This window comes from Vreelandella boliviensis LC1 (genome assembly GCF_000236035.1).
Lineage (GTDB): Bacteria > Pseudomonadota > Gammaproteobacteria > Pseudomonadales > Halomonadaceae > Vreelandella > Vreelandella boliviensis.
The window spans coordinates 1-16,072 of the sequence record NZ_JH393259.1 but is presented as its reverse complement, the minus strand read 5'-3'; the positions used below and the strand labels follow the sequence as shown (position 1 = coordinate 16,072).

Genomic DNA, 16,072 nt, shown 5'->3' with positions numbered 1-16,072 from the left:
CTCTTTCGCCTTACTCAGCGGGCGTCTACGTCAACTTCATGCCGACCGAGGAAAGCGCCCGCGTGCGCGCCAGACACCACGGTCTGCGCAAGCTTTCCCTTGGGCGGCGCTGCCACCACCCAGGGCGCTGCCACGTCCACCTCGAAGAACACTGCGCCGGAAAGACGGACGCTGCGCAGCATTTCGGAAAGAAAATCGTGGTCGATCACATCCTTACCTCACTGGCCCCGTAGGCCAAAGGGCAGATGACTGGACGGAAGACGATATGGCGTAATTCTAGTTATATAAACACGGCTAGCACTTCGACAACAGCGGCGTTCCGCGCGTTGGAGCAGTCCCAGAGACCTATCTCATATCCTCGCAACCACAGGCTCGGTTCTATCGCACGGAGACGGTGCGCCGTACATAAAAATATTTGCGCATTTACTTAAGGTGGAGCTAAATAAAAAAGCGCTCTGGAAGACTGGGTAAAGAGGAAGGTAAACCGTCCAACCACGCTCTTGTAAACCACGCTCTTGTAAACCAAGGGGCTTGTTGGGGCTGTTTATGCTGGCCCGGACCAGCAAGGTCGAGTGGACGAAATTCGACCAAGCCTTCCAGCTTTTCTGGCCATCATCCTGATGTCACTGACCTACTCGATCACCCTGGGTATCGCCTTCGGCTTCCTCAGCTTCGTGCTAATCAAGCTCTTCATCGGCAGCATCCAAGAGATCAAAACCGGCCATGTGGGTCTCGCTGGTCACCACGCACTAATCCCTCTTTTTTATGATGATTTTAAGGCTTTTAACGCAATACCAGGACATATTATAGATACTGAAATCATTAGCTTTTGGCACATGATATCCGACGGTTTTAACTTCTCGGTCGAGCCCTGACCCGTGGTCTGGTTGTTCTCCGAAAATAGCCTCGATGTCTAGACCGTAGCGATGATTCTCGTGGCGGCCAGAGTTTACCTGAGTGCCCTAGTCGCGATGGGCGGAGTTGGCTTGTGGGTACTGGCGGGTGTCACTTTGGCCACGCTGCTAACGGGCGGTCTCACGCCACTGCTCACCACGGCATATGGACAATTCTGGATCGGCAAGGTATTGATTGTCGCGGTGCTGCTGTTATCTGCTACCGCAAACAAGTGGCGGCTTGTACCGGCCTTTGAGAGCGGCGCCGCAACAGCCCCACGACGGTTGCAGCGCTGGAGATGGTGCTGGTCGCGGTTATCCTCCTGATCACTGCGGTGCTGACAAGGGTGACATCATCCAAAACGGATAGGACATCCACCTTGGGTAGTTAAGGGCCCAGCTTAATAGCTACAAGCAACGCTATCCGGGACGCAAGGCCGATGCCATCCGCACGCAAGAGATGCAAGCCAGCCACATGGCCATGGCGGTTGATGGCATCTTGACATGGTTCAGAAATTGTAGCCCAGACCAATCGTATAAGCCCAGATCCCGTCGTCCTGAAACGCATCGGTGGCATCATTGGTGTCGCTGAATAGGAACTGATACTCGGCGCGGGCGAGGAAATAGGTCTTGGGCAGAACATAGTATTTCATACCCGTTTCTAGTCCCGCGAAGGCGCTGTCCTTGACACCGTCTCCATAGACTCCACCGAGGCTAGCACCGACGAAGGGCCGCGCACGACCATCAAGGAACTGATAGTTTAGGTAACCACGGGTTGAGCCGTTCCAGAAATCATCTGTGACGCCTTCGCCTTCAACATCGGCGTAATTGACGCTTTGCCGGACACCGGCAACCATGTTATCCCTCAGATACCAACCAAGATCGCCAGTCACGCCGAAGTTTCCGCTATTGAAATTCCGATCGTTACTGCCGGTTCCAGAGATCGAAAATTCACGTTCGCCCTCTTGTGGACCGTACTCTGAGGTTTGGGCGGATGCTGCCATAGGCAGTGCACCGAAAAGACAAAAAGCCATTGCTGCAGTGTTGAATCTAATCATGAGAAGATCCCTCCTGACATTATTAAGATTGTATTTCAATAATGCGCCATTAGTTATCTAGCGCGGATAGTGACGCGACCAATACCATGGCGGTCAAACGACGCGAACCCGCACCTTCATGTTCAGGGCCTGACCTCCCAGGGTCTGTGCGTTAGCACACATATGAGAGCAATAAGCGGTTTAATAAGGAGTGTATTTCACAGGCAAAGCTCACAACCTCCCTGAATACTCTCAATTCTGCGCTCGATATCGGTACCCGCTAGTGCCTTTTCTTTAAATGAAATAGCGGTATTTCTATTATAGTAATTATAAATGTGCGCTATGGCTTCCGGATAACCCTTTACGACATCTCTGCAGGGTTAATTCCGTTTATATTCTGACGGTTTACGTTCATTAAGTAACAAAACTCAGCCTCCATGTTAGTAGTCAGCTAGAGTGCCTTTTACGATAAGACAAGCCGTGATAAGGGCTCCCTCTAACCACCACACCGCGTTGCCAGAAACTCGCCATTGCCGACGGGTACAGTGCACGTGGAGAAATTGGAGTCTGCCGATACCAGCGCTATAAAAGCAGCCATTTCATCCGCATGGGAAGTGGCGTTATCCACCACAAGAAGCCCACCGTGGCGTAAAACGCGCTGGATATTCGGCCACCACTGCACATAATCAGACCGTTTCGAGTCTAAAAACACCAGATCAAAACAGCCATCGTCCAGCCTCTCCAGCAAATCGCCCGCCTCCCCTCGATGTTGAGTGATGACATTCGAAAGGCCCGAGCGCTCAAAATTCCACGCGGCCATCTCAAGCTTGTATTCGGAAAATTCAACCGTAGTAACGTGCCCGCCAATTATCTGCGCCGACTGGGCCAGCCATAAGGTGGAGTACCCATTAGAGGTACCAATCTCGAGCACTCGTTGCGCGTTGGTTGCTTGAACAAGTACCGCTAGAAATTCCCCCGTCTCACGGGTGATATTCAGCATTCTTCGTGGACGTTCAGAAACGGCGGCATCGTTTTGTTGGCCAAAGTGCTCCAGTTCCGTCAGCAGCTTTTGAAGGGGTTCATTCACATTTGTCTCCAGATACGAATAGTGTTGCCATCGCCAAATTTACCGGCCTTTGCTTACGCAGGCCGCTTGACAATTAGTGCCCATATACCAGCCGAAGAGAGTAACGTGCCGCCAACGAGGTTAAAGCGCTGCTGGGCACGGCGCGATGTAAGCATCTTACGCACCGACGTTGCGAACACGGCATAAAGAGTGGCGTTCAGCGTTGCCAACGCCACGAAGGTTGCCGCAAGAATCCACAGCTGCTGCCCCGCATTTGCATTGGGGTTAACGAATTGTGGTAAGAAGGCAACGAAGAAGATAATCCCCTTCGGGTTGAGCGCAGTAACGAGATAGGTGTTAATGAAGAGCTTCCAGCGGGAACCTGAAACTGTCGGTGTTACCGGCTGCACTGATGATATACCGGCACGCAACAGCTTGATGCCCATATAGAGCAGGTATAAACCGCCGATCCATTTGATAACGGTGAACCAAAATGCTGAGGTGGCTAAAACGGCTCCCAGGCCAAGCAACGAAAAGAGCAGCGCCGTTGAATCCCCCAACGCCACCGCTGCGACCAGCGGAATATTGGCGCGCCTACCTTGGGCGATAGAGTAGCTGACTACGGTCAAGATCGTTGGCCCAGGGATAGCGAGCAAAGCCACTGATGCGAGGGCAAAGGCAAACCAGATTTCAATAGACATGGGAAGCTACCTCACAGGTGGTTAATGCTAAGTTAGCATAAGCTCAACGAAGGTTGGAGTGCTCTGTGAGGCGCACATTGGCAATATCTTCATTGCTGGCTTTTAACTGTCACCATATGCCTAGCTGAACGGCAACCCAGCGCCCCGGCGCCAAGGTACCGATAAAGGCACCGACCAGACCCAGGTAAGCTCCCCTCATCCAACTGCGATGCTGCTCTACCCTGCCCTTGAGAATCGCCAACACTGCAACAGCAAGAGCCACTAGCACCCATAACGAAAGCAAACGAATCGGCCCAAAGTGACCCAAAAGCGGCAAAACGCCGCCGCCAAACCAGAAAGAGCTCAAAGCCGAGAGGGCCATGGCCAGCACCCAGGTGCTGCCCATTATGCGATGGAGCATAGTCCCCTTGGTCGAGAGCAGCACAATAGCCCCAAGCCCCAGGGCCAGAAAGGACGCGTAAAGATGCAGGGTAAATGCCATGGAATCCTCCGAGAGCAGAGCCAATCGAATATCAAATGCAACTTGTTGCATAAGCTAGCCTCTGCCATTTCAATATGCAACTATGTGCATAATAATCCCACAACCTACGGTTTCTTATGTCCCTACGTGCCGTTTTATTAATCACTCTGCAGCGCGAGCCCGGCACCGGCTACGATATCCTGCAACGCTTCAAAGAAGGCCTTGCCCATGTTTGGCAGGCCAGCCATCAGCAGCTCTACCGCGAACTTGAACGGATGCGCAGTGATGGCCAGTTAACATGCGAGACGCTGCCGCAAACTGAACGCCCCGACCGCAAGATTTATCGAGTTACCGAAGCGGGCCTTCAAGCGCTCGACACCTGGCTCGCCGAGCCCTTGGCCGCCAGCCCTGTGCGCCAGCCGCTGTTTGCCAAATTTTTCGCTTGGGAGCGCTGGCCCGAGCAGGCCCGCCGCGAAGAGCTCACCGCTTTTCGCGAGCAGCTCAAGGAGCGTCTGACGACCTACGCCGCCATCGAGCGGGAGTGGTTTAGCGACCCACAGGCGCTGACGCCCGCCAAGCGCGCGCCCTGGCACACGTTGCGGCTTGGTCAGCGACTAACCGAAACTTGGGTGGAATGGGTTGAGGAAGTGATGGAGGAGGGATAGCTATGATGGCCTTTAGGTGAAACTAAATAAAAAAACCGCCCAACCCAGCTCTCGTAAACCAAGGGCTCGACCTCAAGCGAACAAGCAGGCATGGTGAGTATTATTATCCACCATCAGCGAACCAACAGGAGGTTACGCCAATGCCGAACTCTCTTACTCAAAACCTATGCAGAATGGGGCTATTATCGCTCTTGGCGTTGTCTCCCAATGCCTTCAGCCAACAACAACCGGGGGCAGCCTCCAGTAATGATGTCACTACCGAGTCGTTCCAGGACTGGGAAGTCCGTTGCCAGCGAAATGCCGAGGAACCAGCCCCTTGTGCGATGTCGCAATTGGTCACTCATCCTGACAGCGACCAGCCCTTGATGCAGGTAATCCTCGACTACCCGCCCCAGATCGATGACCCAGTGATGAGCTTCTTCGTGCCGCTGGGGGTACGTCTGGCCGCGGGCCTGCAATTGAGCGTGGATAACGGTGAGCCAATCCAGTTCCCCTATCAGGTCTGCCAAGAGCAAGGATGCCGTGCAGACGCGCCCATTGAAGCGTCGATGTTGCAGCAACTCCGCAGTGGCAGCACGGCAACCCTTAGCATGATTGATCCACGCGGTGAGCGCATGGACCTGGATATTTCGCTGATCGGCTTTACCGACGCCAGTACCCGCATCGCTCCCTGAACTTAGGGACTTTACCTGACGAAGCCGGCCCACAAGGGCCGGTAAGCTTACCCGCCCGCGTTAAGCCGCAGCTTGCCTGCGTTCGGTTTTGTCATAGCTACCTTAGCGAAGCAGGATAGCGCTCAGCGTTGACCTGTGTTCATCGAGAGCCTGCTGCTCGCCCAGATCTCGTGCCTTATGAGGGGGACTTTTACTCCCAGCACCACCGGCGGGAACATCGCCAGTCAAGCGCACAACCAAGACGCCCCCGGAATTCCGGAGGCGTCTTGGTTGTGCTAGGTTCTCAATTTACCGAGAGTGTCAGTCGCGCTCATTAAGAACTGCTTCCGGGAAGTGGCGACGCAACATGCGGTTCTGGAAGTCGTCGACGAAGCGGCTGTTGATAATGATGATGAACCGCTCGAAGGGTGCCTCGCTGTCGAGCTGTTCGATCCCGTCGACACTGTGGAATAGCCGGTCATCGCTCAGATGAAGGATATCACCCGGATTCAGGGTGATATCGACCAAGGGTTGCGTGCCAGCCTTGTCTGCGTAGAGGTGGTTTTCAGCGCCCGCCACGTTTTCCCGATTGATGACCAGAATGCTTAGGGCTTTGCAGCCATCGGCATGAATTCCCTGTCCTTGAAGAGGGTCGATGTTGCCTTCTCCGCGAACCCCGGTGATCTGCATCAGAATGGGTTCGTGCGCACCGATACTCCACAGCCTTGCCCAGGCGCGAACGAAGGCCTTCACATCAGGGCGTACCATGAATTCCCGCGTCAGCGGATCATAGTACCGCAGGCGATCCGCCATGCTTTCCGCGTCGTTGAAGGCCCCTCCCTGGGCCATTGGGCATTGGCCCATATCCTCGACATCCCCCTGATCATTCAGGGCGAGCCATGACATCCGCTTCCACCGCTGGTTAACATAGGGATCGCGCGGCAGGTCAGCGGTAAACCCCTGCCAGGCGGTCAGATCGATTCGCTCACGAATATCGGTTTTCGCCCAATCCTGATGCCTCAGCGCTTCGATCACTCCCGGATTCCAATAATCGGCGAGTGAGTCGGCAGGCATGGAGGTGAGGCCGAAACCGTGCTTGAGAGTATCGAGTTTCATGTTGGTATTCTCCTGTTAACTGGGCGGAATTGCCCGGGGTTGCCGGTGTAAACACGCGGTCAACAGGAGGGAAATGAAAAGATTTGTAAGAATATGTCAAAGAAATATACTAAAAAAGAGTGATTTTTTTGAAAACAGGATCAGACCGTTGATGACGTATATGTATAGGTTATCTCCTACAAATAGGTGTAGGATAATTACAACAAAGTACCTATTGTTGCCATTATGATGGCTCTTGACAGTGTTTTTTCTGTAAGTGGATCCCATGACTGCCAGCGATTCCCGACATCACAGAGATCCGGAACGCATAAAGGAGAACCGCAGGGAGTTTTCCGATGCGCTCGTGTTGCAGGTGTCAAAGACACCTTCTACTAATGGCATCGATTCGCATGATGCCGGCAGGAAAGAAGTCGAGTTAGTACGCCGTCAGTATCTGGAGAGTGAGCAGCGATTCCGCGCCCTGCTGGAGAGTCTGCCGAAGGTGGCGGTTCAGGGATATGATAGCGATCGGCGAGTGATTTACTGGAATGAGGGTAGCACTCGTCTCTATGGCTATACCGCTGAGGAAGCCCAGGGACAGTTACTGGAAGATCTGATCATTCCTGCCTTCATGCGTGACGAGATGATCCAGGCGCATGGTGCCTGGATCAAAGAAGGGGTTGCTATACCCGCCGAGGAACTCGAGCTCAAGCACAAAACAGGTGAACTGGTACCTGTCTTTTCGCAGCATCTGATGCTCAATGAGCATACCGACTCACCCTTGATGTTCTGCGTGGATGTCGATCTTTCCGACCAAAAGCGCGCCCACCGTGACCTGGAATTCGCCACCCGTTTCGACAGGCTCACCCACCTTCCTAACCGCCAGACCTTCGAGGTCGACCTGGACAGTCTGTTGGATTCCTGTCGACGCCAGGGCAATGGCCTGGCAACCATCTACCTGGACATCGATCACTTCGTCGAGATCAATGATGCACTTGGCTATGATCAGGGCGATCGCCTGCTCATTGAGCTGACTTGGCGACTGAAAGAATGCCAGCGAATCACAGACCTGGTGTCCCGTGTCTCAAGCGATGAATTCGTGCTGGCCTTTCCCGGCGTCCACTTGGACTCGGATGTCAGGCGGGTCGTTCGTCTTGTCCAGAATGTCTTTCGGAAACCTTTCGTCCTGGATGGTCGGGAGCGTCAGGTCACGGCCTGCCTGGGTGTGGCGCTCTTTCCCGAGAATGGTGAATCGTCACGCGAATTGATCCGTAATGCCGATGTTGCCAAGAATCGTGCCAAACTGGATGGTCGGGGTGCTGTAAGTTTCTTCCAACAGAAGCTCCATGATGAGCTGGTTCGCCAGCACTATCTCTCGGCGCGACTCGAGGAAGCTCTGGATAACGGTGAATTCGCCCTCCACTACCAGCCCCAGGTCTCGGCGGCCAGTGGGCGAATAGAGAATCTCGAGGCCTTGCTACGCTGGCAGCCTGCCGAGGGCCCGCCGATCTCGCCTGCCGAGTTTATCCCGCTGGCCGAGCGTTCCGGTTTAATCCATCGTCTAGGCGACTGGGTCATCGAAGAGGCTTGCCGCCAGCAGGTAAAATGGCGTGCCAAGGGATTTCATCAGCATCGCATCGACATCAATGTCTCGGGTCGTCAGCTGGTGCGTCCCGATGCTCTCAAGAGCTTCGAGGACTCGCTGCAGCGTCACGGCTTAGGCCCGCGGGATATCGGCATCGAATTGACCGAGAATGTCCTGATCGAAGCCGACGAGACCGTCCTCGAGGACCTGCGGCGCCTCTATCATCGCGGTATTCACATTGCTATCGACGACTTCGGAACCGGTTATTCCTCCCTGAGTTATCTCAAGCACTTTCCAGTCACCGCCCTGAAGATCGATCGCTCCTTCATCCTCGACGCTCCCACACAGCCGAAGGATAGGGCCATCATGGAGGGTGCCATTTTCATCGGTCATCGGTTGGGATTGGAGGTGGTGGCTGAAGGCGTCGAGAACGCCGAACAGTTGTCAATGCTTCGCGAAATGCATTGCGACCTCATCCAGGGGTTCTTCTTCTACCGTCCAATGCCTGCCAAGGAAATCGACCGCCTGCTGGGCGGTTTCGTGCCTGGTCACGAAGGCCTGTCGAACTGAGCCTCATCGTGATTTGACGTACACTGCCCGGGGTTGCCATGACCCGGAGACTTTGTGAACGACCCCGATGCTCATTGATCGTAGGGACTGACACTGTGGGCCTAGCTGGATCGCTGTTGTCGGCCAAGAACAAACTTTTAGGAGCTTCTGATATAACGTACACGTAACGAGCATCAGCTGCAGCACATTGTACGACAGCATGGTTCCTTCGGAAGCAGCCAACCCATAACAAGGCCACTTAATCGACCCAAATTCCTTCGGGATATCACTTTTGGAAAGCCGTTATAACTGGATACCAGAGCGATTCAGTTTTTCCATAAAATTCAGCTGAAGCAAATTTCAGTGTATTAAAGATTTGACTCATATGAGGATCATATATGCATTGATTTTAGAGAGTACACTTTATATTTATTTAATCGCCGTCTTGACTCTATTGGTCTCACTCCGACGTCACCCCATCCTCAGTAGCACCCGGGTTTAGAGTCTGAAGTTACTTTATCGTTTTTTAACGCCAGTTGCTCGGCATAGGCGGAAGGCGTTAATCCTCCCAGTCCCTTCTTAGGTCGTTCCTCGTTGTATTCCCGTCGCCATGCCTCGATGACAACTCTGGCGTGATGCAGGCTGGTGAACCAGTGCTCGTTCAGGCATTCATCTCGAAAGCGCCCGTTAAACGATTCGATATAGGCGTTTTGATTGGGTTTTCCAGGTTCGATTAAAAACAGGGCAATGCCACGTAGATAAGCCCACGCCACCATGGCCCGCCCACAGAATTCCTTGCCATTATCTATACGAATGGCGTTAGGGAGCCCACGGTGTACAGCTAGATGATCCAGTATCCGTGTTAACGACAGCCCACCAATGGCGCGTTCAGGTACGATAGCCACGGCTTCATGGGTGGCGTCATCGACAACGGTGAGGTTCTTGATCACGCGACCTTCCGCCGTACGGTCAAAAACAAAATCCATCGACCAGACTTGGTTGGCGGCACAAGGTCGGCCAAGGGGCTTTCGTTCAGACGTGGGAACCTTCTTACGCTTGCGTCGCTTCACCTGCAACCGAGCCGCGGCATAGAGACGCTCGACGCGCTTATGATTGACCTGTTCACCGGCTTGGCGCAGCTTCAGGTAGATCATGCCAGCGCCGTAGCGACGATGCCGATATGCCAAGGCCACAATGCGTTCATGCAATGCTTCATTGCGGTCTGGGGCCGCTTGATAGCGCAATGCACTGGCACTCATGCGGACGACACGGAGCGCCCGGCGCTCACTCAGGCCACGTGACACCATAAAGTGCACCACCTCTCGGCGTGCAGGGGCGCTCACCACTTTTTTCTCAGTGCCTCGCGAGTGACCTCCATTTCCAGTAGCGACTCCGCGAGCAGCTTTTTCAGGCGTCCATTTTCGGCTTCAAGTTCTTTGAGTCGCTTGGCATCGGGCACGCTCATACCGCCAAACTTGCTGCGCCATAGATAGTAACTGGCTTCTGAGAAGCCGTGCCGACGGCATAGCTCCTTGATGGGGAGTCCTGCTTCTGCTTCGCCCAGGAAACCAATGATCTGTTCTTCGCTGAAACGCTTCTTCATGTCCAATCTCCTTACCCATAGGATCGGACTCTAAAGTGTAGCGCTACTCAATCAGGGGGTGACGTCGACTCGGCCTTATCTAGCATCGCAACTATTTAACTAGACTTATAGTATTGCGAACATCCGGCGATGAAACGTTCGTCCTACTTGATTCCCCCAAAAAAACCATGTGGCGACCTCCTCAGCACTGGCTATTATTAGAATGATCATTATCGGGGCGAGACCGGGAGGCTACAGCCATGCCTTATATCAAGTCTGTAGACATATCAACTCCATCTGCTGTAACTTATAATACTTACTTCAATGTTGGAGTTTCCGCTGTCATTGAGTTCAGCGATCTAGAAAGGCAGCTTGGCCTTTCTTACAAGACATCCATTGCACTTTATGAAATTGATGACAGGATGGACGTATACAGCATTCAGCCTAACTGGCAACGAATTTTCCTACAGCGTGCCGCCAGAGGCGATAAAGACGACTTCTTAGGTTTTTCCCCACCGATAGATATGAAGGCAGATAGTGCAGAGGATACTATCACGCACAACTTTAACGTGAGAGCACAAGTGGAATCGGATTGGCAAATGGAGATTAGAGCATTGGTAGTTTGTGTTCCCGAAACGTCAGCAGCAATGCAGTGGAGTAGCCAAAAGAAAATCCAGTCCGTGGCTACATAACCGGCGGGCTGGATAAGCTACCGCATTGGGTAGCAGGCTTCGACCCATTGACGGTTCTTATAGTCGAACAGGAACGAGACGACAACCGGTTATTGGCGCCAATATTCAGATCAGCATTTAGATGGTTATCTGCCGTTGATAGAAACCCGCGCGGACGGCATTGGGATAGACATTGGAGCCACTGCTAACGACCCTTGCCCTGGTGAGTTCACATGCCTAGGTGGCAAAATCAAATAGCCGCCGACAGAACTTGAACATCTTCCGTTGCTGCTTGAGGACTATAGATACGAAGTATTTGGTGTTCTAGTTAACACCGATTCATACGCTTTGAAGAGCTGTTCTAAGACACCATTGACGCGGCTAATGTTTACCCAATGGAAATACTCAAAGCAGCATTATCTTGCAACGCCGTACGAAAATTTGAGAGCAGTGCAATTGCTTCTGGGTCAAACGAAGCTGGAAAGCACCGTCAGATATCTTGGGATTGAAGTAGATGATGCTCTAGAAATGGCTGAAAAAACTAAAGTTGGATTGTGGTAAACGTCAGTCCTGGCTAGGCCGTCGTTGTCGGCCAAAAGCGGATTTTTAGAGGGTTCTGATGCAACGCCATCGAAAAATCATTAAAACTCGTATATTACAAAGCATCAAAAGTATTCCGTCAAACCAACAAGAAGTTTTGGCAAATCTCATATTTAGGCTCTATAAATAGCTTTGTAAAAACAGCTTTCAGCCGACAACGGAATAGAGCATAAAGACTTTGAATAGCAATAACAAAACTCTTTTTCAGAGGTAAACCACGTTACGCTTTAGCATTTTCGCCGCACAGAGATGATACTAAAGGAAAAATTTTTATTTCCTATAATAATTAAAAAATTCATGAGGATTTGATGATGGTACTAGATAAAAAGGATAGATTTCTAGAAAACGTCAACTTTGCCTTCCTAAGTGATCGATTAGCCATTGAAGCGATGGGGTTCCTGGATAAAGGACTGGCAACTCCTTCAACACTTTTCGCGCTAAACAACCTGGTGCAAGCCGTCGTTCTTCATGACCACTTGATCGTCGGGTTGTCGTCAATGGCTGGTTCGCAAATTCCAGACTCCACAACGATTAGAGAAAAGCTGGGGAACGATATTTCCCCATGCATTGTTGCCCCTGAATTTGACCATTTAGGTGAAAATCTTAATAAAAACGTATTTTACTGGATTGCCCCAGATTATCTGCCTGCTATCCAATCGACCGCAAATGAAATACCCATGCTCTCAGTGTTAATAGATTTTTTGCACGTTGGTACTATCAACGACCTAGTTATTGATGAAGATCAATTTTGTGAACAATTCGGAGTTTCTGCTTATCGCGGCGGGCCAATCCGAAATCAGCAGGCCTTCAACAGCTTGCAAAGTAGACTCGCTATACAGCGGCGGGAGTCCGTCACTCCGGATGACCTCCTAGCATTGCGGGATCAAGCCGGAATGGTGGCCGCAGGCGTTAGTATTAGCAAGGCAACCGGTAGAGATTTCTATCACTCTCTGCATGAGCGTCCGTTGATCGCTAATGAGATGAGCAAACACGGACCTAAGAAACTCCTCCATTTAATGGAATCAGAGTTATATGAGGATTCATCCATCGGAATTGAGGATATTGATATCCCCCCTTTTCTTGGAATGTTGATGACGCGACCAGGTGACTGGGTCGAAAACTTCTGGGAGAAGGCTCTTGAACTAAGAGAGGAGCATCATAATTTTCGTAGAGTTTATGGTGACTTCCAGACTGAATGGAAAGGTGCGAATCGGGGAGAGCAACGTAAATTAAAGTTGGAATATGACCGGGCATGGAATGCACTTTTGAAAAAAGAAGAATACCTGTGTGAAAAACGCATTTCACATATGGCATTGCAGGCGCTAACTACTGGGGGTAAATCTTTGGCAGACATGATGGTTGAAGTAGACCGATTTGACCAAGCAATTTCTCGCGTCGGGGGTCTTGTGCCGCTTTGGAAAGACATGAACTCCATCACATCACAAAATGATGCAAGAAAGATAATTTCAGAGAAATGCAGCCATATCTCATCCGGCACAGAATGGCGTGGCGTTGTGCAAGGTATACATTGGGCTCAAAGTGCGATAGAGAAGGCGCGCACATAGGCCGAAACTGGGTCAATGTTACCTCAAGAACATTGCTTGACGCTCTAATAATTTAATATATAGCGCTCAAAGCCCAGCTTATCTTTAACTGCATCAATCAGCCAAAAGCAGACAATCAGAACCCTCCAACACAACATATGAATAAAGTCGAAATTTATTACGGATTTTAGATTAAATACAATAATTTAATTATATTTAAAATAGATAAATAAGCATACCTCACCAATTGGCAAATAATCTTTCCCAAAAAAACGAAACATCAGTCGAACCTTGTCTATTGTAAGAACAATTTGAAGAGATAGTAGCGATGCTATCGTGGAGGCATACGTGGACAATACAGAAGAAGATCCCAGGAAACAGGTACGCAAAAAGCTAGATGATCAAGTCACACAATTTTTCTCGCGGGCGAGCGATGAACAAGGCAACCCGGGCATATACGGCAACAAGCGTCAGTTCAAGAAGTTACAGAACAACGTGACTCGTTCGATGCGCTTCGCATGGTTCTTCTTTATAATTATAATTTTACTAATAATCTTATCTTTCTTCTTTGACACTGTGGTGCTTGTCATGCCTTTTACGGTTATGCTGAGTGTCAGCATTGCACTTCATATCGGTCTGATGCAACTCAAAGGGCACGTCTATCGAGCACAAGTGGATCACGCCACGAAGCTCGCCGAAAGAGCACCGGACATAATTGATTTCGGCATGGGGTTCAAGGATCTGTACACCCACCTCCATGAAAATGCTGTTCACTATGCCTGCACCGACGCAAGTAACGACTACAAAAAGAGCCCTTGGCGACAATGCCTCGACGATCTCCACACACTGGCGGAAAAAAATCCGTTCTGTCTGGCGGAACTTTCGAAAAAGCTCCATACCGACTCGACGCACGGTTCAGAGCAAAAGAACGTGCGACGTGTGCTCGCTTTTTACGAAACGGCGGCAATTGCAATTAGATACGGGCATGCCGACGAGGCGGTACTCTGGGAACAATTCAACGCGCCTGCACTTGATCATTATATCCGATCCACACCTCTCATCATTGCCGCATACATTCATCACGAGCAAAGCGACTTTCACCGCGGCGCAGAGAGTCTTGGGCTGCCTTATGAACACTATGAAACGTGGCTATACTGGCGGACGAAAAAAGACAAGATGCTAAATGACATGGTGATAGACTTACGCATAATTCGGGAGCAGGTTGTATCAAGTGTCCTTGACGCCAATTTTAATAGCTAGTTGGTGGATTTCGGCCAAAAGCGGTACTTTAGATGCCACTGATATTATGCTTTAACTCTCGCATTTGCAGCTGGTTTGGAGCACAGCGGAAAACCAGTCAGATAACATGCGCTTGTTAGGCATGATCCGTTACCAAGTGCATACTCGTATTTTCAGATATACACGAGGCTATATCAGGCCTGTTTTTCTTTATGATCTCATCAAAAACCTTTTGGATGAAAGGCGCCACCCAATATTGCGAATCTTTCGGCGGCTGCATTCCGCAATCTAAATGATCCACGTAGTCGCTAGACATCATGTAGTGCTGGTGCAATGAGAAAATGTAACTCAAGTGAAGTATAAATATATCCCTTAAATCTTCGGCAAGATGATCTAATGATGAGAGTCTATTGTTTAGATAAACTTCATTGTCGTTTATCATTACGTGATAAAAGTAGTTGTAGTGAGTATGATCATTACAGCGAACTCTAATCCTTTTATATCTATCATCAGAATACAGGCACGCGTTGATTCCTCCAAGCCTATCGCTGTTCCGTAAATATTGTGACATCACTCTATACTCTGGCAATTGCTCCTTACCATGCAGCCAGTTATTGATCTGAGCTACAAAAAATTTCTCGGCACTAAAATTTTCCTTAATGTATAAGTTTGAATAGGTATTAATTATGGCTGAATCATAGTATTTCCTCAGCAAACAATATGAATCGTTTATTCTCCCCTTTTCCAGTACGAGCTTTATAGACTCCACCGTCCCCTGGATCGATGAATATAAATAGGTATCCATGTTCACCACGGCTGTTGTTCCCATCGTAGCAAAACCCATAACAGAAAAGGCGAGGCTACTATAGAAATCTATGTATGAATCCAGATCAGAGAAGATGAAGTGTTCCTTGTAGGCCTTGTCTTTCACCATCATCTGAATGCTCCCTGAGTTCTTCCTAACGCAATGTTATGTGCAAATTTTTACGCTATAAACCCAAAATTCCACTTCTTCTTCAACACCATAATTGCTGTATAGCCACTGAATCGAATGTTCACCAGCAAGATTTTTTCTTATAAGTTCGGCCTCATTGTTCCAACTTGTATCAGGATCCCAAACAAAATAGGTATCCTCGACTTCACCGGAAATCAATAATGAATGGCTTGAGTTGCCACAGATTAAATGAAGGCCTTCCTCATGTTTCTCCTCAATAAACTGAATGGCAGACACAATGTCATTTTTGACTATTGTATCTACCAAAGTGATTGTGATGTTTTCAATAACTCCCTGTTGAGCATAAAGAAGAGGAATAAATATTGAATCTCCCTTTTTATTGGGTTTATTTTTATCCCAAACTAATCCAGTTTCATCTTTTTCAAAATAATAGATTTTGGATAATTCACTAGCTAATACAGCTGCACTCACATTTAGCATCATAGCCATACAGATAAAATGACATCCTGAATTATAGATATTATTCAGCTCTTCGACATCATCATGATTATTTACTAGATATGTATTTCGATACCAGCACTGACTTTGGTAAAAATGATACCAGTTTTGCATATATTTCCTTTGCACATAACGAGGCTGTAGAAAAACCCGATTTCGAGCCGTCTCCACCGCCTTTCGCACTAATTTACTTACTCAGCCGGTCATCTGGCTGAGTAATCTTAATACCGGCATTTAGCCGCTTCAGCGCCCAGCTAAAACTTGTTGAAGTCGGTCTGT

Annotated in this window: 16 protein-coding genes and 1 pseudogene; 8 read left to right on the top strand and 9 right to left on the bottom strand. The window is 49.9% G+C overall.

Annotated features, from left to right (window positions below; all coding sequences use genetic code 11):
- Positions 1–14: 14 nt before the first annotated feature.
- Positions 15–209, bottom strand: a complete 195-nt coding sequence (locus tag KUC_RS14555) for a cupin domain-containing protein (protein ID WP_007113978.1) — start codon at positions 207–209, stop codon at positions 15–17.
- Positions 210–531: 322 nt separating this feature from the next.
- On the opposite strand from KUC_RS14555, the pseudogene KUC_RS19435 reads away from it, so the two are divergent.
- Positions 532–753, top strand: a pseudogene (locus tag KUC_RS19435) (NCS2 family permease); the annotation flags it as partial.
- Positions 754–935: 182 nt separating this feature from the next.
- Positions 936–1,220 (top strand): CopD family protein, encoded by a 285-nt coding sequence (locus tag KUC_RS19430; protein WP_244264814.1) that lies wholly within the window; start codon positions 936–938, stop codon positions 1,218–1,220.
- A 182-nt stretch (positions 1,221–1,402) separates the two neighbouring features.
- Here KUC_RS19430 and KUC_RS14545 read toward each other — a convergent pair whose 3' ends face one another.
- The 4 genes from KUC_RS14545 to KUC_RS14530 all read right to left on the bottom strand — a co-directional run bounded on the left by KUC_RS14545 (position 1,403) and on the right by KUC_RS14530 (position 4,229).
- Complete coding sequence (locus KUC_RS14545; protein WP_040481156.1) at positions 1,403–1,951, bottom strand: outer membrane beta-barrel protein; 549 nt, start codon at positions 1,949–1,951, stop codon at positions 1,403–1,405.
- 475 nt (positions 1,952–2,426) lie between these two features.
- Positions 2,427–3,017 (bottom strand): O-methyltransferase, encoded by a 591-nt coding sequence (locus tag KUC_RS14540; protein ID WP_007113974.1) that lies wholly within the window; start codon positions 3,015–3,017, stop codon positions 2,427–2,429.
- A 53-nt stretch (positions 3,018–3,070) separates the two neighbouring features.
- Positions 3,071–3,697, bottom strand: a complete 627-nt coding sequence (locus KUC_RS14535; protein ID WP_007113973.1) for a LysE family translocator — start codon at positions 3,695–3,697, stop codon at positions 3,071–3,073.
- Positions 3,698–3,806: 109 nt separating this feature from the next.
- Positions 3,807–4,229, bottom strand: coding sequence for a DUF2306 domain-containing protein (locus KUC_RS14530; protein ID WP_244264813.1), 423 nt, complete (start codon positions 4,227–4,229; stop codon positions 3,807–3,809).
- Between the two features lie 65 nt (positions 4,230–4,294).
- On the opposite strand from KUC_RS14530, the gene KUC_RS14525 reads away from it, so the two are divergent.
- On the top strand, positions 4,295–4,822 hold the full coding sequence (locus KUC_RS14525) for a PadR family transcriptional regulator (protein WP_007113971.1): 528 nt from the start codon (positions 4,295–4,297) through the stop codon (positions 4,820–4,822).
- A 140-nt stretch (positions 4,823–4,962) separates the two neighbouring features.
- On the top strand, positions 4,963–5,496 hold the full coding sequence (locus KUC_RS14520; RefSeq protein ID WP_040481155.1) for an invasion associated locus B family protein: 534 nt from the start codon (positions 4,963–4,965) through the stop codon (positions 5,494–5,496).
- A gap of 300 nt (positions 5,497–5,796) precedes the next feature.
- Here the strand turns inward: KUC_RS14520 and KUC_RS14515 are convergent, their stop codons facing one another.
- Complete coding sequence (locus tag KUC_RS14515; protein ID WP_007113969.1) at positions 5,797–6,591, bottom strand: 2OG-Fe dioxygenase family protein; 795 nt, start codon at positions 6,589–6,591, stop codon at positions 5,797–5,799.
- 265 nt (positions 6,592–6,856) lie between these two features.
- On the opposite strand from KUC_RS14515, the gene KUC_RS14510 reads away from it, so the two are divergent.
- A complete protein-coding gene (locus KUC_RS14510; protein ID WP_244264812.1) occupies positions 6,857–8,725 on the top strand; it encodes a putative bifunctional diguanylate cyclase/phosphodiesterase in 1,869 nt (622 codons plus the stop codon).
- A 461-nt stretch (positions 8,726–9,186) separates the two neighbouring features.
- On the opposite strand, the gene KUC_RS14505 is transcribed toward KUC_RS14510, so the two are convergent.
- A protein-coding gene (locus KUC_RS14505; protein ID WP_094890196.1) for an IS3 family transposase occupies positions 9,187–10,307 on the bottom strand; the annotation gives its coding sequence in 2 pieces (ribosomal slippage) (positions 9,187–10,049 and positions 10,049–10,307; 1,122 coding nt in all).
- Positions 10,308–10,546: 239 nt separating this feature from the next.
- On the opposite strand from KUC_RS14505, the gene KUC_RS14495 reads away from it, so the two are divergent.
- The 3 genes from KUC_RS14495 (at position 10,547) to KUC_RS14480 (ending at position 14,361) form a co-directional block, all read left to right on the top strand.
- Positions 10,547–10,978: a hypothetical protein gene (locus KUC_RS14495; RefSeq protein WP_040481153.1), complete on the top strand. Its 432-nt coding sequence runs from the start codon at positions 10,547–10,549 to the stop codon at positions 10,976–10,978.
- An 887-nt stretch (positions 10,979–11,865) separates the two neighbouring features.
- Entirely contained in the window at positions 11,866–13,122 is a 1,257-nt protein-coding gene (locus tag KUC_RS14485; RefSeq protein WP_007113967.1) for a hypothetical protein, read from the top strand.
- A 327-nt stretch (positions 13,123–13,449) separates the two neighbouring features.
- The gene (locus KUC_RS14480; protein ID WP_040481151.1) at positions 13,450–14,361 is read left to right on the top strand and encodes a DUF4760 domain-containing protein; all 912 of its coding nucleotides are present in this window, start codon (positions 13,450–13,452) and stop codon (positions 14,359–14,361) included.
- A 115-nt stretch (positions 14,362–14,476) separates the two neighbouring features.
- Here the strand turns inward: KUC_RS14480 and KUC_RS14475 are convergent, their stop codons facing one another.
- Both KUC_RS14475 and KUC_RS14470 read right to left on the bottom strand, forming a co-directional pair.
- Positions 14,477–15,277, bottom strand: coding sequence for a hypothetical protein (locus KUC_RS14475; protein WP_007113965.1), 801 nt, complete (start codon positions 15,275–15,277; stop codon positions 14,477–14,479).
- Positions 15,278–15,310: 33 nt separating this feature from the next.
- The gene (locus tag KUC_RS14470; RefSeq protein WP_040481149.1) at positions 15,311–15,907 is read right to left on the bottom strand and encodes a hypothetical protein; all 597 of its coding nucleotides are present in this window, start codon (positions 15,905–15,907) and stop codon (positions 15,311–15,313) included.
- Positions 15,908–16,072: the final 165 nt, after the last annotated feature.

What these genes read in the sequence shown, in the direction of transcription:
- KUC_RS14545 (WP_040481156.1), bottom strand. Translation starts at nt 1,951, where the DNA reads ATGATTAGATTCAACACTGCAGCAATGGCTTTTTGTCTTTTCGGTGCA.
- KUC_RS14535 (WP_007113973.1), bottom strand. Translation starts at nt 3,697, where the DNA reads ATGTCTATTGAAATCTGGTTTGCCTTTGCCCTCGCATCAGTGGCTTTG.
- KUC_RS14530 (WP_244264813.1), bottom strand. Translation starts at nt 4,229, where the DNA reads ATGCAACAAGTTGCATTTGATATTCGATTGGCTCTGCTCTCGGAGGAT.
- KUC_RS14525 (WP_007113971.1), top strand. Translation starts at nt 4,295, where the DNA reads ATGTCCCTACGTGCCGTTTTATTAATCACTCTGCAGCGCGAGCCCGGC.
- KUC_RS14520 (WP_040481155.1), top strand. Translation starts at nt 4,963, where the DNA reads ATGCCGAACTCTCTTACTCAAAACCTATGCAGAATGGGGCTATTATCG.
- KUC_RS14515 (WP_007113969.1), bottom strand. Translation starts at nt 6,591, where the DNA reads ATGAAACTCGATACTCTCAAGCACGGTTTCGGCCTCACCTCCATGCCT.
- KUC_RS14510 (WP_244264812.1), top strand. Translation starts at nt 6,857, where the DNA reads ATGACTGCCAGCGATTCCCGACATCACAGAGATCCGGAACGCATAAAG.
- KUC_RS14495 (WP_040481153.1), top strand. Translation starts at nt 10,547, where the DNA reads ATGCCTTATATCAAGTCTGTAGACATATCAACTCCATCTGCTGTAACT.
- KUC_RS14485 (WP_007113967.1), top strand. Translation starts at nt 11,866, where the DNA reads ATGATGGTACTAGATAAAAAGGATAGATTTCTAGAAAACGTCAACTTT.
- KUC_RS14475 (WP_007113965.1), bottom strand. Translation starts at nt 15,277, where the DNA reads ATGATGGTGAAAGACAAGGCCTACAAGGAACACTTCATCTTCTCTGAT.
- KUC_RS14470 (WP_040481149.1), bottom strand. Translation starts at nt 15,907, where the DNA reads ATGCAAAACTGGTATCATTTTTACCAAAGTCAGTGCTGGTATCGAAAT.